The sequence below is a fragment of the Halalkalibacterium halodurans genome (assembly GCF_005671335.1).
In the GTDB taxonomy this organism is placed as follows: Bacteria; Bacillota; Bacilli; order Bacillales; family Bacillaceae_D; genus Halalkalibacterium; species Halalkalibacterium halodurans.
Genome location: NZ_CP040441.1, coordinates 3,111,951 through 3,137,733, shown reverse-complemented (window position 1 = coordinate 3,137,733; position 25,783 = coordinate 3,111,951). Strand labels below are relative to the sequence as shown.

Annotated in this window: 26 protein-coding genes; 22 read left to right on the top strand and 4 right to left on the bottom strand. The window is 43.7% G+C overall.

All coding sequences use genetic code 11. The features are described 5' to 3' along the window. The first annotated feature begins 64 nt into the window (after window positions 1-64). Window positions 65-241: a hypothetical protein gene (locus FED51_RS21190; RefSeq protein WP_010899147.1), complete on the top strand. Its 177-nt coding sequence runs from the start codon at window positions 65-67 to the stop codon at window positions 239-241. A 123-nt stretch (window positions 242-364) separates the two neighbouring features. Here FED51_RS21190 and FED51_RS15250 read toward each other — a convergent pair whose 3' ends face one another. Further along, window positions 365-1,609, bottom strand: coding sequence for an IS110 family RNA-guided transposase (locus tag FED51_RS15250; protein ID WP_138090661.1), 1,245 nt, complete (start codon window positions 1,607-1,609; stop codon window positions 365-367). Between the two features lie 301 nt (window positions 1,610-1,910). Between FED51_RS15250 and FED51_RS15245 the strand changes: the two genes are divergently transcribed. The 5 genes from FED51_RS15245 to arsC all read left to right on the top strand — a co-directional run bounded on the left by FED51_RS15245 (window position 1,911) and on the right by arsC (window position 5,580). After that, window positions 1,911-2,645, top strand: coding sequence for an MBL fold metallo-hydrolase (locus FED51_RS15245; protein WP_010899146.1), 735 nt, complete (start codon window positions 1,911-1,913; stop codon window positions 2,643-2,645). An 81-nt stretch (window positions 2,646-2,726) separates the two neighbouring features. Then, entirely contained in the window at window positions 2,727-3,287 is a 561-nt protein-coding gene (locus FED51_RS15240; protein ID WP_010899145.1) for a sugar O-acetyltransferase, read from the top strand. A 156-nt stretch (window positions 3,288-3,443) separates the two neighbouring features. Then, on the top strand, window positions 3,444-3,794 hold the full coding sequence (locus FED51_RS15235; RefSeq protein ID WP_053430601.1) for an ArsR/SmtB family transcription factor: 351 nt from the start codon (window positions 3,444-3,446) through the stop codon (window positions 3,792-3,794). Window positions 3,795-3,822: 28 nt separating this feature from the next. After that, a complete protein-coding gene (locus FED51_RS15230) occupies window positions 3,823-5,133 on the top strand; it encodes an arsenic transporter (protein WP_010899143.1) in 1,311 nt (436 codons plus the stop codon). 27 nt (window positions 5,134-5,160) lie between these two features. Then, window positions 5,161-5,580 (top strand): arsenate reductase (thioredoxin), encoded by a 420-nt coding sequence (gene arsC, locus FED51_RS15225; RefSeq protein ID WP_053430602.1) that lies wholly within the window; start codon window positions 5,161-5,163, stop codon window positions 5,578-5,580. 84 nt (window positions 5,581-5,664) lie between these two features. Here the strand turns inward: arsC and FED51_RS15220 are convergent, their stop codons facing one another. Continuing rightward, on the bottom strand, window positions 5,665-5,958 hold the full coding sequence (locus FED51_RS15220; protein WP_053430603.1) for a hypothetical protein: 294 nt from the start codon (window positions 5,956-5,958) through the stop codon (window positions 5,665-5,667). Between the two features lie 288 nt (window positions 5,959-6,246). Between FED51_RS15220 and FED51_RS15215 the strand changes: the two genes are divergently transcribed. The 8 genes from FED51_RS15215 (at window position 6,247) to phoU (ending at window position 13,112) form a co-directional block, all read left to right on the top strand. Next, on the top strand, window positions 6,247-6,423 hold the full coding sequence (locus FED51_RS15215; protein WP_083445475.1) for a DNA alkylation repair protein: 177 nt from the start codon (window positions 6,247-6,249) through the stop codon (window positions 6,421-6,423). A 123-nt stretch (window positions 6,424-6,546) separates the two neighbouring features. Further along, window positions 6,547-6,855, top strand: coding sequence for an ArsR/SmtB family transcription factor (locus FED51_RS15210; protein WP_010899140.1), 309 nt, complete (start codon window positions 6,547-6,549; stop codon window positions 6,853-6,855). A gap of 117 nt (window positions 6,856-6,972) precedes the next feature. Beyond that, complete coding sequence (locus FED51_RS15205; RefSeq protein WP_083445476.1) at window positions 6,973-8,244, top strand: NAD(P)-binding domain-containing protein; 1,272 nt, start codon at window positions 6,973-6,975, stop codon at window positions 8,242-8,244. Between the two features lie 276 nt (window positions 8,245-8,520). Continuing rightward, a complete protein-coding gene (locus FED51_RS15200) occupies window positions 8,521-9,528 on the top strand; it encodes a PstS family phosphate ABC transporter substrate-binding protein (RefSeq protein ID WP_010899138.1) in 1,008 nt (335 codons plus the stop codon). A 220-nt stretch (window positions 9,529-9,748) separates the two neighbouring features. Further along, complete coding sequence (gene pstC / locus FED51_RS15195) at window positions 9,749-10,705, top strand: phosphate ABC transporter permease subunit PstC (RefSeq protein WP_010899137.1); 957 nt, start codon at window positions 9,749-9,751, stop codon at window positions 10,703-10,705. Between the two features lies 1 nt (window position 10,706). Then, the gene (gene pstA, locus FED51_RS15190) at window positions 10,707-11,591 is read left to right on the top strand and encodes a phosphate ABC transporter permease PstA (RefSeq protein ID WP_053430604.1); all 885 of its coding nucleotides are present in this window, start codon (window positions 10,707-10,709) and stop codon (window positions 11,589-11,591) included. 19 nt (window positions 11,592-11,610) lie between these two features. After that, complete coding sequence (gene pstB, locus FED51_RS15185; protein ID WP_053430605.1) at window positions 11,611-12,447, top strand: phosphate ABC transporter ATP-binding protein PstB; 837 nt, start codon at window positions 11,611-11,613, stop codon at window positions 12,445-12,447. Window positions 12,448-12,467: 20 nt separating this feature from the next. Continuing rightward, window positions 12,468-13,112 (top strand): phosphate signaling complex protein PhoU, encoded by a 645-nt coding sequence (gene phoU / locus FED51_RS15180; protein ID WP_041821728.1) that lies wholly within the window; start codon window positions 12,468-12,470, stop codon window positions 13,110-13,112. A 19-nt stretch (window positions 13,113-13,131) separates the two neighbouring features. Here the strand turns inward: phoU and FED51_RS15175 are convergent, their stop codons facing one another. Together FED51_RS15175 and FED51_RS15170 are read right to left on the bottom strand one after the other, a co-directional pair. Further along, complete coding sequence (locus FED51_RS15175; protein WP_053430606.1) at window positions 13,132-14,862, bottom strand: methyl-accepting chemotaxis protein; 1,731 nt, start codon at window positions 14,860-14,862, stop codon at window positions 13,132-13,134. 131 nt (window positions 14,863-14,993) lie between these two features. Beyond that, window positions 14,994-15,440 carry a YusW family protein gene (locus tag FED51_RS15170; protein WP_053430607.1) on the bottom strand — a complete coding sequence of 149 codons (447 nt, stop codon included), beginning with the start codon at window positions 15,438-15,440 and terminating at the stop codon, window positions 14,994-14,996. 136 nt (window positions 15,441-15,576) lie between these two features. Between FED51_RS15170 and FED51_RS15165 the strand changes: the two genes are divergently transcribed. The 8 genes from FED51_RS15165 to FED51_RS15130 all read left to right on the top strand — a co-directional run bounded on the left by FED51_RS15165 (window position 15,577) and on the right by FED51_RS15130 (window position 25,780). Beyond that, a complete protein-coding gene (locus tag FED51_RS15165; RefSeq protein ID WP_053430608.1) occupies window positions 15,577-16,059 on the top strand; it encodes a YusW family protein in 483 nt (160 codons plus the stop codon). Window positions 16,060-16,324: 265 nt separating this feature from the next. Further along, complete coding sequence (locus FED51_RS15160) at window positions 16,325-16,729, top strand: fluoride efflux transporter FluC (RefSeq protein ID WP_053430609.1); 405 nt, start codon at window positions 16,325-16,327, stop codon at window positions 16,727-16,729. Beyond that, window positions 16,726-17,109 carry a fluoride efflux transporter CrcB gene (gene crcB, locus FED51_RS15155; protein ID WP_010899130.1) on the top strand — a complete coding sequence of 128 codons (384 nt, stop codon included), beginning with the start codon at window positions 16,726-16,728 and terminating at the stop codon, window positions 17,107-17,109. Before FED51_RS15160 ends, crcB begins: the two co-directional genes overlap by 4 nt. Before the next feature lie 406 nt (window positions 17,110-17,515). Next, window positions 17,516-18,418 carry an arginase gene (rocF, locus tag FED51_RS15150; RefSeq protein WP_053430610.1) on the top strand — a complete coding sequence of 301 codons (903 nt, stop codon included), beginning with the start codon at window positions 17,516-17,518 and terminating at the stop codon, window positions 18,416-18,418. Between the two features lie 133 nt (window positions 18,419-18,551). Then, window positions 18,552-18,926 (top strand): YisL family protein, encoded by a 375-nt coding sequence (locus FED51_RS15145; RefSeq protein WP_010899127.1) that lies wholly within the window; start codon window positions 18,552-18,554, stop codon window positions 18,924-18,926. 146 nt (window positions 18,927-19,072) lie between these two features. Next, complete coding sequence (locus tag FED51_RS15140) at window positions 19,073-19,540, top strand: GNAT family N-acetyltransferase (protein WP_053430611.1); 468 nt, start codon at window positions 19,073-19,075, stop codon at window positions 19,538-19,540. After that, window positions 19,533-22,400 carry a PD-(D/E)XK nuclease family protein gene (locus tag FED51_RS15135; RefSeq protein WP_053430612.1) on the top strand — a complete coding sequence of 956 codons (2,868 nt, stop codon included), beginning with the start codon at window positions 19,533-19,535 and terminating at the stop codon, window positions 22,398-22,400. Before FED51_RS15140 ends, FED51_RS15135 begins: the two co-directional genes overlap by 8 nt. Next, a complete protein-coding gene (locus FED51_RS15130; protein WP_053430613.1) occupies window positions 22,391-25,780 on the top strand; it encodes a UvrD-helicase domain-containing protein in 3,390 nt (1,129 codons plus the stop codon). The genes FED51_RS15135 and FED51_RS15130 overlap by 10 nt, the downstream gene beginning before the upstream one ends. The last annotated feature ends 3 nt before the right edge of the window (window positions 25,781-25,783 follow it).

The window sequence follows — 25,783 nt, the reverse complement described above, 5'->3', positions numbered from 1 at the left end:
AAGTAGGATGAAAGCCCCTCAGTTCTGGTGTTTTGAAACAAGACTTGCTGAAGGGAGCAGGGATATGGCCAATTTCAATCAATTAACGAAAGAAGAAAGGGAAGCGATTCAATCGATTCAAGATAAGATTAATCAAACGGAGTCTGAACAGGATCGAAGAAAGCTAATTACACAATTGACACTCATTCTTGAAAAATCTCGGCTCAGGATAAAAAGTGAAAACAAAAAGGAGCAGAGCTAATTTTATCATCTGTAGGAGGCAAGTCTGAAATAAACCAATGATGTAACAACTAAAGTAAAAGAGTATGACAAATAAGCCATCCAGAGATGACTGTTTAGCAAATTATGGTATATCAAACAAAACTTAAGTTACTGTTTCCATAATTCGAAAGCCTTGGGATTTTGCCAACGAGATTGCTTGTTCAATCGTAATTTCGCGATTTACTGGAAGAACATCGGCTTTCTGATACAGATCTGGGTTATAAGGTTCTTTTTTCTTCAAAATGTGGTAAATTGCTGTTAACAACATTCGCGCTATAGCGATAATGGCACGTTTGTGTCCGCGACGTTTTTTAAGTCTTAAATAGCGGTTTCGGACTTCGGGATGCTTATCGCTTTTGACTACAGCCGTAGCACACTGTACCAAAAGGGGCTTGATATAAACCCCTGCTCTCGAAACCCTTACGGATTTTTTCTTGTCAGCACTTTCGTTATTCGTTGGTGTTAGCCCTGCCCAGGAACATAAATGCTTAGCTGTCGGGAACACGTCCATATTGACACCTATTTCCGAAACCACTGCAATGGCGGAGAAGATGTTTTTAAAGGGCGGAACAGTTAAGATCAAGTTAATTTCTTCTGTGTAGGGCTCGGCAAGAGAAAGGATCAGCTGTTCAAGATCTGCTTTACGAGCTTGAAGATCATCATAATGTTGTTTAATCACAGCTATTTTCCCTGCTTGCTCAGGTGAAATAACACCATCAATGGCAAGTTCTAACTCGGGAATCTTGTCCTTCATCGAACCGTGTATAAGGGGTTCGATATCAAAATCTGTATCTGTTGGGTCTTCCAGCAGTTTTTCAATAATATTCATGGAACTCTTTCCAAAGGTATCCGACACGGTATTACCAAGCTGGATGTTCGATACCGTTAGGCTGTTTTGAAATCGATTCTTTTCACTGGACGTAAAGTTGGTCAATTTAAAACGATAACGCATCAGGTCACGAAGTTGCCGAATAGCTAGGGGAGGCATAAAGCTTCCAGCTACAAGATCATGTTTAAATAAATCAGCAATCCATTTGGCATCTTTTTTGTCCGTCTTTTTACCCCGAATGGCTTTGACGTATTTGGGATGAGCCAGAGTGATGTTGCAGGAATCTTCAAGAACATTGAACACGGGAATCCAGTATTTCCCGGTAGATTCCATACAGACATCTTTACAGTTGTTTTCACAAAGCCATTGTGACAGCTCTTTCAGCCCTTTGGTATAGGTAGAAAAGCGATGGCGTTTGTAAGTAGTCACTCCTTTGTTGGTTGAAGCAATACAGGCCACAACAAAGGTTTTGTGGACGTCAATTCCACAACAGACGGGATAGACAATTTTTAAACCCATAGGGAGAACTCCTTTCCAAGATATATAGGGATAGACAGCATTGACTGATTACCTAGCTATAAACGAGTTGTTTATACAAAGATAAGTCTGCGTGCTCGAAGTCACACTTATTTGTGCTTGGAAAGGTAATCTACACATATAATCATGCGGTCACTCCATAACTGGAGCAGCCCACTCACCTCCACGTGATTTGTAGTGTACTGGTATCCCTATAAGTCTAGAATAATAAAAAAATCGCTCAGCACAAGTTTATTTCATGCCGTTTTGTGCCTTGAGCGAAGCGAAAGGAATGGGCATAATCATGAAGCTAACGGTGATCGGTTACTGGCATGGTTATCCAGGGCGAGAAGGGGCAACATCTGGCTATTTGCTCGAACAAGGTGAAACGAAGCTTTTGCTCGATTGCGGCAGTGGGGTGCTGTCACATGTGCAAGCCTATTGTCCTCTGGAGGAGCTCGATGGCATCGTCCTTTCCCATTATCATCAAGATCACATGGCTGATATCGGTGTGTTTCATTATGCTCGTCTGCTTCAAGCGGGACAAGGTCGAATAAAAAAGCAAGCGACCATCTATGGCCATCGTGACGACCCAGAGACTTTTTCTTCTTTAAGCTATAAGCACGTCGTTCGGTCAGAGACGTATGACGGACTAAACCCGAAGGTTATCGGTCCATTTCAATTTTCATTTTTTAAAACGAAGCATCCCGTTCCTTGCTATGCGATGCGGATTGAAGTCGAAGGCCAATCGCTCGTTTACACGGCAGATACGAGCTATTTTGCGGAATTAGCCAATTTCGCTGAAGGCTGTGATTTATTAATTGCAGAATGTAGCGCCTATGGAGGAACCGACTTGTCTGATTACGGTCATATGAACAGCTTCGATGTCGGGATTTTGGCTGAGCGCACCAACGCTCGTCAACTATTACTTACCCATCTGCCTCATCATGGACAGCACGAACAGCTTGTAGCTGAGGTAAAAACAAAATACCAAGGGGAAATTTTTTTGGCGAATACTGGCTGGGTGAAAGAATGGTAAACATTCTAGCTCCCTACTCTACAAACCGCGCGTTGCTAGCTGGTTAACTGCAACGCTATTTATTTTGTCGGGAGGTTGGAGATGAGAACAGAAAAAGAAAAAATGCTAGCAGGAGAACGATATAAGGCATGGGATCCAGAGCTAGTCAAGGATCGAGAGAGGGCAAGACGGTTAACACGTCTGTTTAATCAAACGACAGAAACTGAGGAGAAGCAGCGAACGGAATTGATCAAAGAGCTGTTCGGCTCTATGGGAGAAAGCGTCAATATTGAACCAACATTTCGATGTGATTATGGCTATAACATCCATGTAGGGAACAACTTTTTTGCCAATTTTGATTGTGTTATTTTAGATGTTTGTGAAGTGCGAATTGGCGCAAACTGTATGCTTGCTCCGGGAGTCCATATTTATACAGCTACCCACCCCATTCACCCACTTGAGCGAGTGGAGGGTCCTGAATATGGAAAACCGGTTACGATCCGGAATAATGTTTGGATTGGTGGCCGAGCGATCGTTAATCCTGGAGTGACGATAGGAAATAATGCTGTTATTGCCTCGGGATCAGTAGTAACGAAAGATGTTCCAGAAAATGTAGTTGTTGCTGGAAATCCTGCCAAAGTTATTCAAACGATTGACGTGTAAATTTCTGTTATAAACCTTACTTGTCTGGCAAATAGGGTTTTCTTTATATATTAGACGAATTTACAAACACTTAACATAAAATATATGTACTAATAGTTGCGTATATAAGTATATGTTTATATACTGATGATGGATAGGGAAAGTGAGGTGTAATCCATGGCGTCTGTAAAACAGCAAATGGAGGTTGCAACTGCGGCCAAAGTGTTAAAATTGCTTGGAGATAAAACGAGGTTAACGATGGTGGCCCTGATGCTTGAAGACGAGTGCTGTGTCTGCGAATTTGTTGAGCTGTTCCAAATGAGTCAGCCTTCGATTAGCCAACACCTTCGCAAGCTTCGCGACGTGGGCTTAATCGAGGAAGAACGGCGAGGCCAATGGATCTTTTTTCGTGTGAATAAAAAGCATGAAGCATACGACATGGTCGCGTCGTTACTTAACCATATCCCAGACCAGACAGAAAGATTAAGAGAACTAGAAAAAGACGGTTTGCGAGTATGTTGTGATTAAAAAAACCTAAGAATGGGAGTGGAGACGTTTGTCCTCTGTGATTGTAGCATCCCTCATTTTCCTGTTTACGCTTGTGCTCGTTATCTGGCAGCCACGCGGGCTATCAATCGGGTGGTCAGCAACCATTGGAGCAGTGCTTGCCCTGCTTGCTGGTGTCGTTGATTTTGCTGATGTTCAAGCGGTGACGGGAATTGTGTGGAATGCGACATTAACGTTTGTTGCCATTATTATTATTTCCCTTATTTTGGATGAGATTGGCTTTTTTGAATGGTCTGCTCTCCATATGGCCCGTGTGGCAAATGGGAGTGGGATTAAAATGTTCTTGTATATTACGTTATTAGGGGCGATTGTTGCAGCCTTATTTGCGAATGACGGGGCGGCTCTTATTTTAACGCCAATCGTTCTCGCCATGGTGCGAGCGCTAAAGTTTAAGGAAGCGATGGTGCTTCCATTTGTTATGGCGAGCGGCTTTATCGCCGATACAACATCGTTGCCGTTAATCGTAAGTAACTTGGTGAATATCGTGTCTGCCGATTTTTTCAACATTGGCTTTGTCGAGTATGCGACAAGAATGGTCGTGCCGAACCTTTTTGCATTAGCTGCTAGCATCGTGGTGCTATATCTTTATTTTCGAAAGGATATGCCAAAAACTTACGACCTGTCACAGTTAAAAAAGCCACATGAAGCGATTAAGGATAAGGCGATGTTTAAACTCTCATGGGTTATTCTCGCTGTCCTACTCATTGGCTATTTCGTCAGTGAGTTTGTTCATATCCCTGTTTCCTTTGTCGCGATGCCAATTGCCTTTGTGTTTTATCTCATTTTCCGGAGAGCGAGTGGAAAAAACAAAGCGCTGAATACGACTGGAATTATAAAAGGTGCCCCATGGGCGATCGTCGTATTCTCCATCGGGATGTACGTTGTTGTTTACGGTCTGCGCAATGTTGGCTTAACTAATATTCTGGCCGACATTATTGAACTTGCAGCGGCCCAAGGGTTGTTTGCCGGTACGATGGCGATGGGATTTATTGCTGCCATCTTATCTTCCCTTATGAATAACATGCCTACGGTCATGATTAACGCCTTAGCGATTGCTGATACAAATACTATGGGGATCATGCGGGAAGCGCTCATTTACGCCAATGTTATAGGTTCGGACCTTGGACCGAAAATTACGCCGATTGGCTCATTAGCCACCTTATTATGGCTCCATGTTTTATCGAAAAAAGGGATGAAAATTACGTGGGGTTACTACTTTAAAGTTGGAATCATTCTGACTGTACCAACCTTATTTATTACATTGGTCGGTCTTTACTTATGGCTAATGCTTATTTCATAACGACAGAAAAAGGAGTTGGAGAGAGCAATGAATAAAAAGGTGATTTACTTTCTATGCACAGGAAATTCTTGCCGGAGTCAAATGGCCGAAGGGTGGGGGAAAAAATATTTAGGAGACGAATGGGACGTCTATTCAGCTGGGATTGAAGCCCATGGTGTTAATCCGAACGCTGTGAAAGCAATGAAGGAAATTGGAATTGATATTTCCGAGCAGACGTCGGATACAATTGATCAAGAGTTATTGCAAAAAGCCGACCTAGTCGTCACCCTTTGCGGGCACGCAGCGGACGTATGTCCTGCAACCCCTTCGAACAAAGAGAGAGTGCATTGGGGATTTGATGATCCAGCAAAAGCGGAAGGAACCGATGAAGAAAAATGGGCTGTCTTCTGTCGGGTACGCGATGAAATTGGCGAGCGCATTAAAACATTTGCTGAAACAGGAAAATAACCACTGGTCTCCTATGATGCTGATGTCATAGGAGGTTATTTTTTATGTTATGATAAAAAAATGAAGGACGTGGGGAACGTAACTTTACTTCAGCCGAATGACATGTGCGACATGGTTCGCGCTGTTGACAATAATGGCCTGAGCTGGGTGTTCATAAGAAATGATACTTTCACCGACACGTACTTTCTGCATAGCCCCTAGCGCATAAATGACATCATCGGCCATCGTTTGCAAGTAACCTCGCTTTTCTTGGGAAGACAACCTTCCCCATTCCTCAGCGCTCATTCCTATAAACTCGTACGTTTTGTCAACAAGCAGTAAGGCATCAGATAAATGATCAACAAGATTGATATAATCTCTTACAAATGAAACATCCATATGAACCATCCTTTCTGAGCAACTGTATTTTTCAATGTACCCTCGTCGAATGAATTATTATCATATTACCCTTCTAGAAAGAATGTCATCCGAAAGAGCAAAAAACGTTTCACTAATTCGTTAATATTGAACTTTTAAAGAAGGATTAGAGGATCGATCATCTAAAAAGCGAAAGGATAGATTGACTATGAAATTTTTCAGGTGATTGCAGTAGAAGAGAAAAACCTTCTATCCTTAAGCGATCGTAAACCATTCATGAAGGGAGAATTGAGATGACAAAACGACCGGTTGATCAATAAAGCGGTGGGAAGTTGGCTTCGGGAAGCAGGAAAAAAAGATGAAAATAGGCTTAAACAATTTTTAGACAAGTTTGGAGCTATCATGCCTCGAGTAACTCTCCGATACGCTTTAGAAAAATTTGATAAAGACACAAAGGAATATTACATGAGTTTAAAAAAGTTTTAGTCTGAAAATCACTAGAGCATCAGAGAAAGTTAATCAAAAAAAATTGATTTAACACTTGCATAAACTAACAGGCATCGTGTAAACTAACAATAAATCAAAAAAAGTTGATAAAGGAGGTGCACAATGGATATCGAGCTTATTCCAGTAAAGCCAGACTTTAAGATATTTGAGCAAAAATTTAAAGCATTAGCCGATGAAAAACGTTTATTACTCATGTATGAGTTATGCCAACATCATGAGGTCTGTGTTTGTGATTTACAACAGATGATGAACTTACCTCAATCGAAATTATCATATCATCTGAAGATTTTGCTCGATGCTGACTTAATTGAACGTCAGAAGCGAGGTCAATGGAACTATTATCGCTTGAAAGACCAAACAGTTAAAGCATTACTCTCTGAACAATTGTGCTGTGTTTTTCGCCCGCAGTAGAGGGAATGCAAGTTGGACAGAGGGTTTGCTCCTTTCTTTTTCCTTTTATGCTCGCCAATAGGCGATTTTTCTTCAGTTATTAAATCAAAAAAAATTGATATAAGGTGGCGGTTAAACATGAATTCTTTACCTGTAGCAATCATTGGTGGAGGGCCTGTCGGATTAGCGGCGGCAGCTCATTTAGCGGTTCGGGACGTTCCGTTTGTTTTATTTGAAGGAAAAAGTGAAGTCGGAGCTTCGATTTTAGAATGGAAGCACGTTTCATTGTTTTCTCCTTGGAAATATAACATCGACAGAGCAGCAAAATCTCTGTTAGAGAAAGAAAGCTGGAAAGAGCCCGCTGGAGACCACTTACCGACAGGAGAACAATTGGTTCGAGATTATTTACAGCCACTTGCTGAAACGAAGGCATTAAAGCCGTATATTTACACGAATGCACCGGTTCAGTCGATTTATCGAAAAGGTATCGATAAAATCAAGGATCACAATCGGGAAAACACACCGTTTATCATTCGCTACAAGCAAGATAACGACCAAAAGACTCTTAGGGCGAGGGCGGTGATTGATGCTACAGGGACATGGTTCTCCCCTAATCCGATCGGGGCTGGTGGGGTACCAGCCATTGGCGAGCAGGAGGCGAAAGACTCGATTTATTATGGTATTCCTGATGTAAAGGGAAAAGATCGCAGCCGTTATGAAGGGAAAACGATACTTGTTGTAGGAAGTGGCCACTCTGCGATTCATACATTGCTTGATTTAGCTCAATTAAAGGAAGCCGCTCCATCCACTCGGATCTTATGGGCGATTCGCAGAAACAGTCCGAATGGGTTGTTTGGTGGCGGGCAGGAAGACGCATTACCGGCACGAGGCCAGCTTGGATTAGCGTTAGAAGCCTTGCTATCGAAACAGAAGGTGGAGTTGATCTCTTCATTTGAAATGGAGCAAATTGACCGAGTGGAAGGTCGTTTAAGCATAGTTGGGGTACAAAATGAATCCCCTATTTCCCTCCCGCTTGTAGATGAAATTGTGGCCAATACAGGTGCAAGACCAACCGTTGACTATCACCGGGACATTCGCTATCAACTGGATTCGAAGCTAGAAAGTGTGCCAGCATTAGCACCTCTCATCGATCCGAACATTCATAGCTGCGGTACAGTGAGACCCCACGGGGAAAAGGAGCTTAGACAACCGGAAAAAAATTTCTATATTGCTGGCGTAAAAAGCTACGGGAGGGCACCGACCTTTTTGCTTGCCACAGGTTATGAGCAAGTACGTTCGATTGTTGCATCACTTGCAGGGAGCAAGAAAGAAGCCGAACGTGTGGAGCTTCAATTACCAAAGACAGGTGTATGTAAAAGCGACTTTCTGGCAAAAAGATCTTGCTGCTAATAGAATGAGCACCGTAACACAGGGACTGCCTCTACATTGTTATGAAAGAGGCGGTCTTTTTACGGTTTAAGCGAATACGACCACATAAGAGGACAAAATTTCTAGTAAATCTAGTAAAAACACGATGGTTAGACAAGGTTCGTCTCCCGTTTACAAAACCTTTACGTTTAGTATATATGTGATTAATATTTTCTCTCTATACTACGGATTGTGGAGGGACAAAAACCATGTCGCTCAAAATAGTAAACAACCGTATAAAAAAGGGAGGACAATTCTGTGAATGTCAAAAAGTTCATGCTATTACTTACTATGACGGTGCTTATGGTCATCGTTGCTGCGTGTGGATCGGGAGAAGATACACAAGCAGAGCCAGGGGATGAAGAAACAACGGAAGCTCCTGAAGAAACGACAGAGGAGGCTACTGGAAGCGATGAGCTTGAAGGTAGTGTTGTCGTTGATGGTTCTGGTACGGTTTATCCGTTAATGGCAGCCATTGCTGAAGAGTATATGATAAGCGAGCAACCGAACGTTTCAGTAGAGGTAAGCCGCGCTGGAACAAGTGCTGGATTTGGTAAATTTCTCGTAGAAAACGGAACAGACTTCAACGATGCGTCTCGTCAGATCAAGGACGAAGAGAAAGAAACGGCAGAAGAGCTTGGAATAGACGTTCAAGAATTCAAAGTTGCTTTAGACGGTCTTACATTTGTCATTCACCCAGACAACGACTGGGCGACAGAGTTAACAAAAGAAGAGCTAATCAGCATTTTCGCTGCAGACGGTGGAGTGGAAAAATGGTCTGACATCCGCCCAGAGTTTCCAGATGAAGAAATTAATCCTATGGGACCTAACGAAAACCACGGTACGTATGAGTTTTTCTATGAAGTCATTATGGAAGAGCAAGATCTTGTAGATAACGTTAACTTGCAGCAAGAATATTCTACTCTTGTTAACCTAGTATCTGAAGATCCAAATGCGATCGCGTTTTTTGGCTTCGGTTATTATGTGAACAACCAAGATCAACTAGGAGCTGTTCATGTTGACTTCGGTGATGGACCAGTTGAGCCTAATCTAGAGACGATTGCAGAAGATGGTGATTATGCACCATTTACTCGTCCAGTGTTCACATATTTAAACGTAAATCATGCGAAAGAAAAGCCAGAAGTGCTAGACTTTGCTCTATTCGTTGTAAACAATGTAAACGAATTTGCCGGCGAAACTGGATTTGCACCATTACCTGAAGAAGAAGTTCAAGAGTATGTGAATTTCTTAGAAGGACTAAAATAAAACAATTGTGTACGAGCATAGGATGAGAGCTTGAAAAAGTTCTCATCTTCTTGCTTGCATTTGATTTAAGAAAAAAATTTTAGCAGTGAAGGTCATTTAACGTAGACAAAATTTTAGGTGGAAGTATAAGTGCAACTGCCGCTCTGTTGCCCTTTAAAGGCTTTGGTAATCACCGAATTTTCTTTATCTATTGCTACAAGGGATGGAAGGAGTGATCTCCATGAATAACAACAGCGAATTAAATGTCAGGGGCGCTGTCGATGTAAGGGAGATGATTGAAAAAAACAGGCAGACGAAGAGCTTGGCGAATTTAGCAGAAAAGTTAATTCCAAAATGTCTCCTTGTGATTGCGACGGTCTCGATTCTGACAACGATTGGAATTTTATATACGTTATTACATGAAACGATTGAGTTTTTTAGTCGAATACCGATCGTTGACTTTTTCACAGGGACAGTACTTAAGCCTTTAAGTCAAAATCCCGAATTTGGCGTGCTGCCGTTGTTGACAGGGACGTTAATTTCTACAGTCATTGCGATGGTGGTTGCCATTCCGATCGGTTTAATGACAGCGATCTTTTTAAGTGAATATGCGTCTGATCGCTTGCGGCGAACGTTGAAGCCAATGCTCGAAGTGTTGGCGGGAATTCCCACCATCGTCTATGGTTTCTTTGCATTCACATTTGTGACTCCCTTATTACGACACGTTGTTCCTGGATTGGAAGCAACGAATATATTAAGTCCTGGAATTGTCATGGGCATTATGATCATCCCAATGGTTGCCTCCCTCTCTGAGGATGCTATGAGCTCTGTACCCAATGCTATGCGTGAAGGAGCACTTGCACTCGGGGCAACAAAGCTAGAAGTAACGACTAAAGTCGTAATCCCTGCAGCTATTTCTGGAATTGTCGCTTCGTTTGTTCTTGGGTTTTCAAGAGCGATTGGTGAGACGATGATCGTCACGATCGCAAGCGGCAGCTCGAAAAACTTTACATTCGATGTGACGCAATCGATGCAAACAATGACGGCTTATATTGTGGAAGTGACAGGAGGAGACGCTCCAGCTGGCTCGACGATTTACTATAGCTTGTATGCTGTAGCGATGACGCTGTTCGTCTTTACCTTCCTTATGAACCTACTTGCTCGTTACATCTCTCGCAGATTTAGGGAGGAGTATTAAGATGAAATATGTTGATGCAAACGTCGTTCAAAAAAAGATGAGCAGTCGGGTACTGATCAACCAAATGGCTAAAGGACTATTTTTTCTTGCGACGATCTTTGGTTTGGTTGTGCTCGCTGTGTTGATTGCTCGTGTTCTTGCTGATGGCGCTAGTTGGATCAATCTTGACTTTCTCACAGGACGGCATTCATCAGACCCTGAAAAAGCTGGGATTATGGGGGCGTTGTTAGGGACGTTATGGCTCATGCTGGTTGTTACCCCAGTTACGATGTTTTTAGGCGTTGGGACAGCAATTTATCTCGAGTGTTATGCAAAAAAAGGACGACTGCAATCTTTGATTGAAACGAACATTTCCAATTTGGCGGGGGTACCTTCCATTGTTTTTGGGATATTAGGCCTTACGGTGTTTGTCCGCACAATGGATTTAGGAAGTGTCGTGCTCGCCGGTGGATTGACGATGTCCTTACTCGTTTTACCGATTGTGGTCGTGGCGAGTCAGGAAGCGATTCGGGCGATACCGTCCCATTTGAGTGAAGCATCTTTCGGCTTAGGGGCAACGAAGTGGCAAACGATTAAAAATATTATTCTACCAGCAGCATTACCAGGGATTTTAACAGGGGCTATTCTATCGCTTTCACGTGCGATTGGAGAAACAGCTCCGTTAATTGTTCTAGGCATCCCAGCTTTGCTTATTCCGTTTCCGGGCGGTTTGATGGACCGTTTTACGATTTTGCCTGTGCAAATTTACTATTGGACGATCGACTCAGCATTAGTGGCTGAATATGCCAACCTGGCAGCGGCAACCATCATCATCTTGCTTCTTGTCTTGTTCTTGCTCAATTCCACGGCAATCATCATTCGTAACAAGTTTCAAAAACGATATTAAGGTTTAGGGGGAACCGATTATGGCATTAACAGTGAAGGAAAAGAAGAATGTGGAGGTTATTGTACCACAACCTCGTCAAAAGCATGTTATACAAGGGGAACCTACCGTTGCATATGAAACGCGGGATTTGAACCTATGGTACGGAAAGGATCATGCATTAAAAAATATCAACCTTTCGATCTATGAAAAAGAAGTGACCGCGATTATTGGTCCTTCAGGATGCGGAAAATCAACGTATCTTAAAACGTTAAATCGTATGGTTGAGCTCGTTCCTAGCGTGCGAATTTCTGGGAACATTTCGTATCGTGGCCGTAACATTCTTGATAAATCCTTTCAAGTGGAGGAGTTGCGCACTCGTGTAGGGATGGTGTTTCAGAAGCCCAATCCATTTCCAAAATCCATTTTTGATAATGTAGCCTATGGACCAAGAATTCACGGCATCCGCAACAAGAAAATTTTGAGTGAGATTGTCGAACGGAGCTTGCGCGGGGCTGCGATTTGGGATGAAGTAAAGGACCGTCTTCATGAAAATGCCTACGGTCTCTCTGGTGGTCAGCAGCAACGCCTTTGCATCGCCCGCTGTTTAGCGATCGAACCAGACGTGATTTTAATGGATGAGCCGACATCAGCCCTTGATCCGAAATCTACGTTAAAAATTGAAGAATTGATTCAAGAATTGAAAAAAGAGTATTCGATCATTATTGTGACCCACAATATGCAGCAGGCGGCTCGAATTTCAGACAAAACAGCATTCTTTTTAAACGGAGAAGTGGTAGAGTATGATAGTACGGATATTATTTTCTCCAATCCTTCTGATAAGAGAACGGAAGACTATATTACCGGACGTTTCGGGTAAGGAAGCGATAAAGCGTGTCAATGCGTAAATTTCATTCCCAATTGGATTATTTAAAGCAAGGAATCTTAATGATGGGCCATCAAGTGGAAACTGTTATCGAAGAGATGATGGTTGCCTTTCAAACCTTCGATCTTGAGCGGATGGACAGCATTATTGAAGGGGATGTGCGAATCAATCAGCTTGAACTTGACCTACACGATCAGGTCACCTTGCTTATTTCCAAACAACAGCCTGTGGCGACCGATTTACGAAAATTGATTGTCGCATTGAAAATTTCCGGTGATCTTGAACGAGTTGCAGACCTCGTCGTCGATATTGCCAAGCAATCGAGTCGGCTTAAATCAGACAGTCTACCCGACTATAAACAGCAATTAATTGACATGTTTCAGATTGCTCAAAGCATGATTCAACAAGCCCTAGTTGCTTATGAGAAATCTGATGTGCTTATGGCGCAAAAATTGGCGCTATTAGATGATAAAGTGGATACGATGTATGGTCAGTTTATTCGTGAGCTGTTCGCTCTGCCGAGAGAAAGTATCGAGATTGATCAGGTGACACAAATGGCTTTCGTTGGCCGTTATCTTGAGCGTATTGCCGACTATGCGACGAACGTATCAGAGTGGGTCGTCTATGAGGTGAATGGGAAACACTTTGATTTAAATTAGAGACTAAAAGCAAAACACGTCAAGCCGACGTGTTTTTTGCATGTAGAGAAAAGTGCTCTGTCCTAGTTGAAAGAGCGCTTGCTAGTGTTGAAAGCTCTAAGCCAATCGCGTGCGTACTGGCTACTTGCTCACTTTGTATGCTGCTTGTATGTATCATTTCCTCTGTGCTTGCTAACGTCTCTTGTGAGACGGTCATGAACTGTTGAAATGTTTCTTCGAGCTCAGGAATGATCCGTTCAATGGAGTGTAGATCTTCCTGAGTGCTTGTTAGACTCCAACCTACCTCGGAAATATCGGTCATTAACTTATCAAAGGCGTTTTTAGAATCAAAAGCAATTGTCAGGTGTGTCATCATTTTTTCAAGCACGTGTTTAAATTCTTCCGAGGCTTGCGTTGTGACCGTTTCTAGCGAAGCAATCGAGTGAGTGATTTGGTCTGTTGCTTGGGAGGATTGTTCTGCTAGCTTCCGAACCTCTGTGGCAACAACAGCAAAACCTTTGCCCGTATCTCCAGCTCGCGCCGCCTCTATAGATGCATTCAGCGCCAAGAGCTTCGTCTGTTCTGATATTCTTTGAATTAATTGTACGAGATCCGAAATCGAAAGGGCATGATCGCTTACATGATTCATCGTTTTTGTCAGTTGGTGAAAATCTTCTTTGCACGTATGGATCGTTTCAATCAGCTGCTGCATATTCGCTTCGCCTCCTTTAGCAGAGACATTCATTGCTGCTGCTTTTTGAAAAAGATGGTCCGTTTTGTTCACCATGTCCATGAGCTGATCACTCAAAATGTGAAATCTGTCTGCATTTTGTTCAGAACGGCTTGCAGTTTGCTCAGCTCCTTGTTGCACGAGCTGAATCGCTCGTACGACTTGGCTGTTAGATGCTAATGCCTCTTCTGACGAAGCCTCCAGTCTAGCGCCTGTTCGTTCAAGTTCGTGACTTGTTGTCTTTAACTCCTGTAACATTCGGGTCATTTGTGACATTAGAGCATGGTAACTTTCATAAAGAGAGATAAGCTCAGGAATCGTTGTGTCAGGAATGGTCTGTTTCTGTTCACCAAGTTGAGCGCGTTTCATTAATGTGCGTAAGGCCATCAATGGCTTTGTAATGGAGCGAACAAATAACAGAATTAGCAGACTAGCCATTAGACAACTAACAACTGCGATTACGAGAGAATACAAAGCCATTTGATTAATCTCGTGCATATATGTATCGGTAGGAACGGCTAAAAGATAAATTCCATCGATGGCCTCCATTTCTTGAAACGAGATTGTGTAGGAATCACCAGCAATCGTTGTATGAATTTGGCCACGGCCCATGTCAATGATTTGCTCCACAAGGGATTCGGGCCATGGTGCTGTTAGATGGTTCGGTTCAATAAAAGGATTGATTTCACCATGAACGATGGAAAAATAATCTGACGCGATCCCATCATCAAAAAGAGTTGCCTGTTGTGAACGGACGTTGCTCGTGAGCTGCTGCATAAAGTATTCTGGATCGCTAACATAAAGAAAGTGCAAATTTTCGGAAAGGTACTCCATTAACTCTGTTTCACGAACGAGTCGGTCTTCGATTGTCTTCATCGTCACATCCCTCGCTTGGAAATATGAACTAAGACCGACAATGCTAATTGAAAAAGTCATAACGGAGATAAAAAGAAGAAGGAGACGGAGGCGCAAGTTTAGTTTTTCCAAAATTGTTGTTGCCCATCTACTTCCTTTATGTTTGTTTGATAACGTTTGTTTCAAGCTGAGACCCCCAATTCATTGTACTGTCAAGCTTGATCATAACAATGAATTGTTAAGGGAATGTAAATGACGCATAAAAATACCTATAATTTTATCATTTAATGGTAATCATTTCGTGTTTATAGGTTTTTTTAATCGCGTCCATTGTTGTGCTGACAGTCATTGCAACAGCAGTTCTTTCCTGCCCAGTGGATATTAAGCGTAGCTCCACCGTCAAATGTAGCTTCTAACTTAAAGAAGTGAATATCGTCCTTTGATAACTGAAGCTGAGTTAGAACGTTTTGAACAGCTTGCATGTTACTCGTGCTCGGCAGCAATTGCAATGTTCCGATAAACGATTGGACTTTTTCAACTGCTTCTTGCCCCTTTATGGTCGGTTCGTTTGGGACGTTATAGGTGGCGTCTAGTACATTTTCACTCATTTCGTATTCAATGTCATATGTTGAGTAATCCTTTAAAACCATTTCAAGTTCGAAATCAATGATGCTAGGAGTTGCATAGCTAATCGATTGGTTCATTGAAATGAAAAAACAAGAGAAGCCTAAAAGTAAGACGAAAGATTTGAGCATCCACTTCATGAGGAAGCGCCTCCTTTTTCTTTGTTATCATCCTTTGTCCATACCGTTCCCCCTCTACTTGCCTTTATTCGTGTTCATAATTTGTGGATGACTGGGGCATGCTTTTATTGAACATACATAAAGGAGGTTAATGAAAATGTTGTCCAAGCGACTAGGTTTATTCCTCTCAATGATGTTATTAAGTGTCATGATCATTGCGTGTGGGCCACAGGCAGACCAGCCGGGAGCACCTGTAGAGGACGAAGAGATGATGGATGAGACCCCCGTAGATGAGACCGAACAAGAAGGGGAAGTAGGCGATGAAGGGGAGGTCACCAAGCTTGATTTAGAAATTGAGCTTGAAGATGATGAAGTCGTAGACATCGAATTTGAGGAAGAATGGGATGAGACGGAAGCCAAATACGTGGCAGCCGGAGAATCATTTAGAGGAGAAGAGGCTAGAGAGCGAATTGATGAATTGATCAATACGCTAGAGCTCACGCCAGATATGGAAGAAGATCAAGTAATTGATGCAGTCCTTGATTATTTCAATCTCGATCGAGAAAATGTCGTCGAATTTGACATGGAAGTTGCCTTTGCCGGACAAGATCGCTTAGAAATTGACCGGGATCAAGTGTAAAAAAGAATGAGACACTCTACGGTTCTTCATAGCCGTAGGGTTTTTTATTGGTTTTCGTTTACTTTAGACTCAGACATCTACTCAAGGCATTAGACGCAATCACCTTTTGTTCTAAAAGATGTGTCAGTCGGTAGTTCATTGTATTGACGGCATTTTAGTTTGTGTATCAGCATGGTCGGGATTCTTTTTTTCATCACAGTTGAATACTGAACGAAAAACGTTTTTAATGGAGGAAGAGGTTTGCTTTTGGGAGGAGTTTTTCAGCATGCGACAGACTGTAAAGGAAATTGTCGCCATCGGCATCGGTGGAGCGATCGGTACGAACTTTCGCTTTCTCCTCAACACGTGGATGTTAACAACTGGCTATCCGTATGGAACACTCATTGAAAATATAGTAGGCAGCTTTTTGCTTGGCTTTTTAACTTCTTGGTTTCTCGTCATTGTTCCTAAAGAATGGCTGAAGAAAGGACTGGGTGTCGGCTTGTGCGGAGGATTTACAACGATGTCAACGCTGGCGGCTGACTCGGTGTTGTTATACAGTCACCATCCGTTCAGTTTTCTTATATATGTGGCTGCGTCCTTATTTGGCGGAATCGGATTCGCGCTCTTAGGCTATTTGCTTGCTAGTAAGATTGCTACGAGACGGAAACGAGAGGTGGCAGGCTCATGAATCTCTTGATTGTGGCGATTGGTGGAGGCATCGGCGCTATTGCCCGTTATCTTGTCGGTCAATGGATGATGAAGCGGTTCCCAGACCCGCCTTTTCCTATAGCTATGCTTGTTGTCAATCTGCTTGGCTCATTCGGGTTAGGAGCTTTTTTCGGACTTTATTATCATGAACTGTTTGCTGCATCTTATGATGATATAGGGTATCTTTTCGGTGGAATTGGCTTTTTTGGTGCCTTTACTACGTATTCGACGTTTAGTGTGGAGGCGGTGCTACTCATAAGGGAGCGTGAGTGGAAGAAGCTTTTTTCCTATGTGTTGTTAAGCATTGTCGGTTCGATCGCCGCGTTCCTTCTCGGTTTTTATGGAACGAGTTCGTGGTGAGGGAGGTCACTCAATTGTGATCTCCCTTTTTGCCTTTTAGAGAAATCATACTGTTGACCACGTCGATCTGTTATAATTAATCTAAGGATGGAAGAAAAAGTATTTTTATTCATTAATGTATATTTTTATGTAAACGTTCTCGGCAGTCAATCTTAAAGGAGGCGATCGGTTTTGAACAGTGCAGCCATTAAAAAACAAACAGAAAAATATGGGGCAAGTAGAAGGGGTTTGAGGAGGGAGCCCTAAAGGAAATCGTTACATGAATATGTTGAGTGCCTATTCAGCAGTCAAGCAAGGTCACCAACCCCCACTCTCGTGATTACAGAGAAAGAGCTAGAGTAGGCGATGAACAAATGTTTTGCTAGTAAATAAGGGAACTTTGACTTTACAGCTGAGGTGAAGAGACATGGATCGAAAGAAAATTGCTGTCATTGGAGCACCGATGGATTTAGGACAAAATCGTCGGGGGGTTGACATGGGGCCAAGTGCGTTACGCTATGCTGGATTAATTGAGAGGCTTCAATCAATTGGCTATCATGTCGATGACATGGGGGATATTCCGATTGATCGCCCCGGGGAAGTAAGCGAGGAAAAAACAAATTTAAAAAATTTAGGCGAGGTCATCAAGGCGAACGAGCAGCTCTGCCTCCATGTGGAGAAAGCTGTGGCGAAAGGATACTTCCCGCTCGTTCTAGGGGGGGACCATAGCATCGCCATTGGTACGTTAGCTGGGGTGGCAAAGCGCCGACACCAATTAGGGGTCATCTGGTACGATGCCCACGGGGATTTGAATACGGCAGAAACCTCCCCATCTGGGAACATTCATGGTATGCCACTGGCCGTAAGCTTAGGCATCGGGCATGAAAAACTTACGTCAATCGGCGGCTTTGCACCGAAAATAAAGCCAGAAAACGTCGTCATTATCGGTGCCCGTTCATTGGATGAAGGGGAAAAGGCATATATTCGCGAACATGGGATGAAAATTTTTACGATGCATGAAGTGGACCGACTAGGGATGACGAGGGTGATGGAGGAAGCGATTGCCCACGTGTCAAACGGGACGGATGGTGTCCATTTGAGCCTTGATTTAGATGGACTTGATCCGAATGATGCCCCTGGTGTCGGCACGCCGGTGCTCGGTGGAATTTCCTACCGGGAAAGCCATTTGGCGATGGAGATGTTAGCCGAAGCCGAGATTGTGACCTCAGCAGAATTTGTGGAAGTAAACCCGATTCTCGATGAGCGAAATAAGACGGCGGAGGTTGCTGTTGAACTGATGGGCTCATTGTTCGGAGAAAAACTTTTGTAGCGGGTTCATAAAAAGTAGATTTTTTAATCTAACAGTTTTGTGACGGGAGGAGATGATTTTGGTAAATCCGTTTTCAATCCTTTATAATGGACAAGAAACGGGAAGATTTAGATTGGGAAAGGAGGCGTAACAATTGTCACCAGAACTTTATAACATTTTCTATGAATCTCACCGCGGATCATGGGCCATTTTAATTATTCTCTTTCTCGTTAGCTATTTTTTGATCAAAGCAGGGAAAGGGAAGGCTGGAAAAATCCTTCATATGATCGTCCGGTTATTCTTTGTGATCATGCTAATCACAGGGGCTGGCATGCTCGTCTACTGGCAGTTTGCTTTCTTGTTTATCGTAAAAGGTGTTCTTGCAATCGTGCTTATCTATGCGATGGAGATGTTGTTGACACGTACGTCCAAAGGAACGATCGGCCAGCAGGCTCGTATCTATTGGATTGTATTCATCACCTGTCTTGTGCTCGTCGCATTGATCGGCTATAATGTGATTTCGTTTTAAGACATGGAGAGTGGCGCTTCCTAAACGCTGCTCTCTTTTTGCATGTTTGCCTAATGATCGGGGCAACAAGCCAAGTTTTTCTAAATAACCAAACGTATGTTTGAATGTGATACACTAGGAGTACAAATAGCAAGGGAGGAAGTCCGTTGAAGTGGCACTGCAAAACGTTTCAAGAGTTAACGAAAGATGAATTGTATGAGCTTTTGCGGTTACGGGTTGACGTGTTCGTTGTAGAACAAGCTTGTCCTTACTCTGAACTTGACGGGTACGATCAACAAGCGAGTCATTTGTTTGGGATTGATCATGGAACGATACTGGCCTACGCTCGCCTTTTTCAAACAGGTGTCAAATACGATGAGCATGCCTCCATCGGACGAGTCATTATCGCTCCAAGTGGACGTGGTAAAGGACTTGGGCATACATTAATGGAGCAAGCCATCGGTTTTTTACATACATTCGAACGTGCACCTTCGATTCAAATACAGGCCCAAGCTCATTTACAAGCTTTTTATCAAGTGCACGGTTTTCATGCGTGCTCAGAAGAATACGTGGAAGATGGCATTCCACACGTAGAAATGATTCGTCCAAGCAGGAAGGAGGATGACGGTGGCTGAACAAGTAGTCTATGAATCAACAGTGAAGGAGATTGCCAACAGAAAACGTCTTACGCACTGGTTTCAGTGGCAGCAAATGACGGGGACGCCTCTCTATTACATTCTTCCATCGGCAAAATGGTTATCTCTCGGAAGAAAACGGCAGCCAGGCATTCGTTACATCACGTTTGATGATCTTGCGGAGCTCATTTTAGACGAGACAAAAGAATCCTATGTTGTGATTGGGGAAGAAGACCGGCATTTGTTTTTTCAGCAATTTTTAGAGGAAGACGCACTAGGTGGTACACATGATCGACATCAGGCGAAAGCCTATGCTGATACATATGGTCAAATCAAACGGTTAGGCTTAGAGGTAGAGGAATATACCGCTGGACTTGAGTCGTTAAAGCCTCTATTTAAACGATATGAACAAGCAACCGTTAACGAAAATCGGCTACTTGACCCCGAACAAAAAATACTGGTAGCAGCGAATCGCTTGAGTAAACGTCCATCGCTCATGACAGGAGCTGTTGTCGTGGACGGCTTTTATGATTTCAGTCCGTTGCAATATCGATTGATCACGGCCTTGAAAAAAGCGGATGTTCCCTTTCATGTTTACCTCCCGCAAGCTACGTTTGCGATTGCCAAACAAACGTTAAACGATCTACTTTCGTTAGGGTTTGAACAGAAAACGGTCCATCATCGGAACGACCTTATGACAGAAAGTATTTCCGTAAAGGCGGCCTCGACGACAGAAGAACAATATTATGGATTGATGCAAGACATTATACTGAGCGAAAAGCCGTATGATGCGTTTGGAATTGTACTAGCAGATGAAAAGGCGGATGAAGCAGTCCTTTTTCGAGTGGCGAAATTTTTAGGTGTGCCATTGCAACGTTCCAAGCGACGTTCGGCTAGAGATTCAGCTATTCTCCATTGGCTTGATTACGTTCTCCGCATGCCGAGCCGCGCAGCTACAAGCTGGGAGCAGCTGCCACTGCTAGAACTAATCATGAAGCTCACGTTTACGAGCGGTGCGAGCTTTGCATTGGCTAAGAAGTCGTTTTTGGCAACGGGGGATGTAGCGGATGAGGGGATTGGACGGTTGATTGAGCTAGTGCGCGGGAACGTTTGGCGGAAGCGAGATACGTTTTTAGCTTATTTGCATCAGCTTGAAAGATTACTGGACGATAGTGAACTGTCTTCCCTTTATGAGCAACGCATGCGAGAGAGCCATGAGACGTGGCGAGCGCAGGAAATCGCATTTGAATTACACGTCATGACCTATTTAAAGTCATTGGTGCAAGAGAAGCGACAAGAATTAGAAGAAAAAGGTCTCATGGCATTTACGATTCGCCTTGACCTGTTTAGGGAATGGCTTCACTATCAGCTCGAGCGGAAAAAGTTCACGATTGAGAAAGGACGAGAGCGCGGTGTTTCCATCCATACGTGGCGAGACGTGCCGCTGTTTCAAGGGGATAAACTGTATGTGACAAGTATGAATGAAGGTACGTTTCCAGCTCCCCATTCACTCCAAGGTTATGTGCAGGAGCGAGATTTATATTCTTTGCCAATTCCGTACGGCGCTCCAACACAACACGTGTTTAAAATGAAGCAAGAGGCGTATTTTGACCAGCTCTTTTATATCGCTCCAGAAATTGTCTTCTCCTATATTAAGGGGATGAATCCGAACGAACCGTTCTTACCTTCGCCCTTTTTGGATCGGTATGTGGCGACAGAGACGTATGAATGGACGTTTGAAAAACGAATGGAGGCCCCTTTTGCATTGACGGTAGGAGAACAACAAGAAAAAGCTGCGCATTTTTTAGGGAAAGGCTACGTCATCAATGGATTATCTCCTGAAATAGAGCGTATCCATCAACACGTCGAGCGGTTGAAGACAGGGGAGGAAACTTTATCAGAGCCGCTCTCCGCCCAGCACACTCTATCTGTGACGGCACTTGAACAATATGCTAGATGTCCATTTCGTTTCGGAATGGAGCGAATCTTCGCGGTTAAGGAACCAATGAAAAAAGATGTACGCGTTTCACCGCTCGATCTTGGCCATTTGATTCATCAAGTGATCCAGCATATATACGAGGAAGAAGACTTGATTGGACAACCATTTCATCGCTTATCTGAGACAGATAAAGGGCGGATCGGCCAAAAAGTAGAATTGGTATTTTTAGCTCTTTGGGAAGAAATAGAGCAGCGGTATCTCAGCTTATCTCGACTAGAGCTTGAGCTCATAAAACGTGAATGGCTGAAACGGTTAAGAAAGTGGTGGAAAGCGGAGCGAAAACACTTTTGGGATCATGAACCGGTCAAGGAGATGGCCATCTATTCCTTGGAACGATCAGTGTCATTGCCGATTCGGTTACCAAGCGGGACGACCATTACGCTTACAGGAAAAGTCGACCGAATCGATGTGGATCATGAAGGGTTTACGATTTACGACTATAAAACAGGACAAGCCCATTTGAAGATGGAGGAAGATGTCCCGTCTGGTTTAAAGCTACAGCTCCCTTTGTACATGATTGCTGCTGGACAGCAACTGAAGGAGAAAAAAGCGTATGGGGCGTCCTACATCTCGCTTAAGGAACCAGAAAAACGAGCAAACAATGGGCTTTGGAAGCCAGAACATGTGGGAAAAGGTTCGCGTTTTCGCGTATCGGCTTTTTGCAAAAATCGCCACGAGCAGCTTGGAACGATTGACTTTCTTCATGCGTTCAACTTGGATGAGAGAATCGAACAGCTCTGGCAAGGGATGCATGAAGACTTTTCTGTGATGCCGCTAGATTGCAGTAAAAGCTGCCCCTATCATGCAGTCTGTCGCGTAACACCTGAACAGCGAGAGGAGGGAGAAACTTCATGGCAATAACATTTAACCAGGAGCAAGAACAAGCGATTTTTAGCCGGGCTCCGCTCGTCGTTCTGTCGGCTGGAGCCGGCTCAGGGAAGACTCGCGTTCTGACAGAGCGCTTTGTCCACATTTGTGAACAAAAATGGCAGGAAACACAAAATGATCTAGAGGCTTCATTTGGTGCTGAGGTGGACGAGCTGGTGGCGATCACATTCACGGAGAAGGCAGCACGTGAAATGAAAGAAAGAATCCGGCAACGGTTGCTCGAAAAAGTAGAAGAAGCGAAGGCCCACGGTGATGCGGGGCAGGTGATTTTTTGGCAAAAGCAAAAAGAAGGGTTGGAACGGGCACGAATTAGTACGTTTCATAGCTTTTGTCAAAGGCTCTTATTAGAGTATGCGCAAGAAGCGGGCATTCCGCCAACATTTATCGTATTAGATGAAGTGGAAGCAGCGATCATGAAACGAGAGATACTTGACGATCTATTCCAAGACGCACTTTTACGTCCCTTGTTCGCAAAGCTCCTTGAATGCTATACGAAGCGTTCCCTTGAGTCTTCTCTACTCCAAGTATACGAACACATTCGAGACATTCATGCTGATGACGACGTATTTAAACGCTTGGATGGTGATGCGATGCTCAATGTGCAAACCCATGCACTCCTTCTCGAAAAAGAACAGCAGATCGCGGAGTTTCATGAAAAAGCGTCTCGTTTAGTGGATCGGATCGATGGAAATGATCCAAGCTTGACGAAAGCGCTCAAAGATCACATTCACAATCTACTCAGCTGTTTTCATCAGCTTAATCCTGAAGCGCCAGATTTATATGTACAAACGCTGACAGCAGCCATGCCAGCACGAGGGCATAAAAGCTGGGGGGAGAAAGCACCAGCCTTTCAACAACTCTATGATGAGTGGAAAGGGTTAAAAAAACAATGGACCTCTTTTTCGGTAGAGGTACAACCAATAACAAAGGAGGTTCTTACAGCCTTTATCGACTTGTTGCAATATTTTGCGGCTCGCTACAAAGAACGGAAACAACTTTTAAGTGCTTTCGACTTTTCTGATTTTCAGAGGAATGCTGTTTGTTTGTTGGATCAGGAGGACGTGCAGAAAAGCTGCCATGACCAGTTCAAACATATGATGGTCGATGAATTCCAAGATACGAATCAAATGCAAATGGATGTGCTCACAAAGATCAACCCTTCCTATCAGTTTCTTGTCGGTGATGGAAAACAATCGATCTACCGTTTTCGCGGAGCCGATGTAACGCTGATGAATGAAATGAGTGAACAGGCACGGGATGAGAAAGAGGCGCAATTTATTGAGATGAATACGAACTACCGAACAACCGCCCCTGTCATTCATGCAGTAAACGGACTGTTTGCTCATGCAATGAAAGACGTAAGCGTTCATTCAGTCCCTTACGCCTCTCTCATTCCTGCGAGAGAACCAGAAAAAGAGGATGACATCCGGGTGAGCTTGCACATAACAAAAACAACGGAGAAAGAAAAGGATAATGATCAGGTACCCTATCACCATATTGCCGATCGCTTGCTAGAGATGGTGCGAACAGGGGAGCCGACGGTATGGAACGGTGAATCGTGGCGTTCACCGAATTGGGGAGATATGGCGATCTTGATTCCTGTGCGGACGGAATTGTTAGCCTTAGAACGGGCGCTAAGCGATAAAGGTATTCCGTACCACGTCTATGGCGGTGTTGGCTTTTACGAACGACAGGAAATTCTAGACTTCGTGACACTGCTACGGTGGCTTGACCGCCCGTTTGAAGAGCTCTATCTCTTTGCATTGCTTAGAAGTCCAATGTTCGGACTAACGCTCGATGATTTAATGTTTGTCAAGGAACGTTTTTCCGATGAACTAACATGGTTTGATATTGTCGTTGATAAGGAGATGGCCAGTCTTTTTGCTGAACGCCCCGTCGTTACGGACGCTTTCGTAAGGTTGCGTACATGGCTTGATCGGTGGGTTCCGTTCCGTCCAGTCCCTTCATTAATCGATCACCTGTATGAGTTGTTCGACCAAACAGGATTAAAGATGTCTCTTTTTGTTCAGGAAAACGGAATGCAAAAAGTGAGGAATGTAGAAAAGCTCATCGATGTGATGAGCGGTTGGAAGACGAACGTGTTGGAAGAACTGCTCCAACGTTTTGACTTGATTCAAGCAGAGGTGGAAAAGGAAGGAGAAGCCGAAGTTGAGCAAGTGGCAGGAAACGTCGTCCATATTATGACCGTTCACGCTTCGAAAGGTCTTGAATTCCCGATCGTCTGTTTGCCACAGCTTGACCGTGTTCCGCAACGGGACAAAGGACAGGTTCGCTACGACCGAGAAATGGGCATTGTCCTTCGTCATGAATGGGAAGAGGATGATGGAGTGGTGAAACTAGAGACGCCTGCCTTTGCGCTTGTTAAAGAGCAAGCCGATCTTGCTACAATGGCAGAGAATAAACGGCTATTCTATGTGGCCGCTACTCGTGCACGTGACTACTTATGGATGACAGGTAAGGAACAACCTTCCACCTCGTCATGGCTATACGAAGTAGAAGAAGCGTTAGAGGAAATGCCTGAACTTAGGTCTCACTTAAAGATCGAAGAAGACGTTGCATCCCATGATCGTTGGGAAAAAGACATTCAGACATACACGGTTCCGCCAATCGTTCCCCGTCAGCCGGAACTTGTACCATTGTCTGTAACTGAAATGATGACATTTATCCAAGACCCGGTCGCCTATTACGAGCGCTACATTCTCGGAATAGAGACGAGCGTTCAATACGAAGCAAAAACGAAACAAGAAGATTCAAATATTGATCCTTCAAAGGTAGGAAGCTTGGCTCATAAAGTGTTTGAACTCGTAGATCAAGGAGTAACCCTTGCTGGCAGTATAGAGATGACCCTTGCAGCACATGATTGCACCCAAGATGAACGAACCAATTACGAGGAACATATTCAAAGATTGTTTCGTGGAGTGAACCAACATTCCCTACAATGGTTGGGTGAACCTGTCGCGAATGAATGGGCGTTCTCTTTTTCCTTTGAAGGAGCTGAAATTATAGGGGAAATAGATAAAATCGTGAAGAACGAAAACGAGTACCATATCATTGATTTTAAAACGAATCAAATTCGTCGCTCCGGGGCAGAATTGCTTCCATTTTATGAACCACAGCTTGCTTTGTATGCAGAGGCCTACGAGCAGCTATGTCATGTTCCCGTCAAGTCGGCTTCGCTCTTTGTTGTACGGGACCAACAGCAGCCTCTTCATTCTTTAACGGACCGCTCCGGTGTCATCGCAAGAGTGCGAAAGCATGTTCAGCAGCTCGTCGATTTACGAAAGAGGAAGGCGAATCGCTTCGACTACGAACAACTTGGCGTGAAAAAATAACCC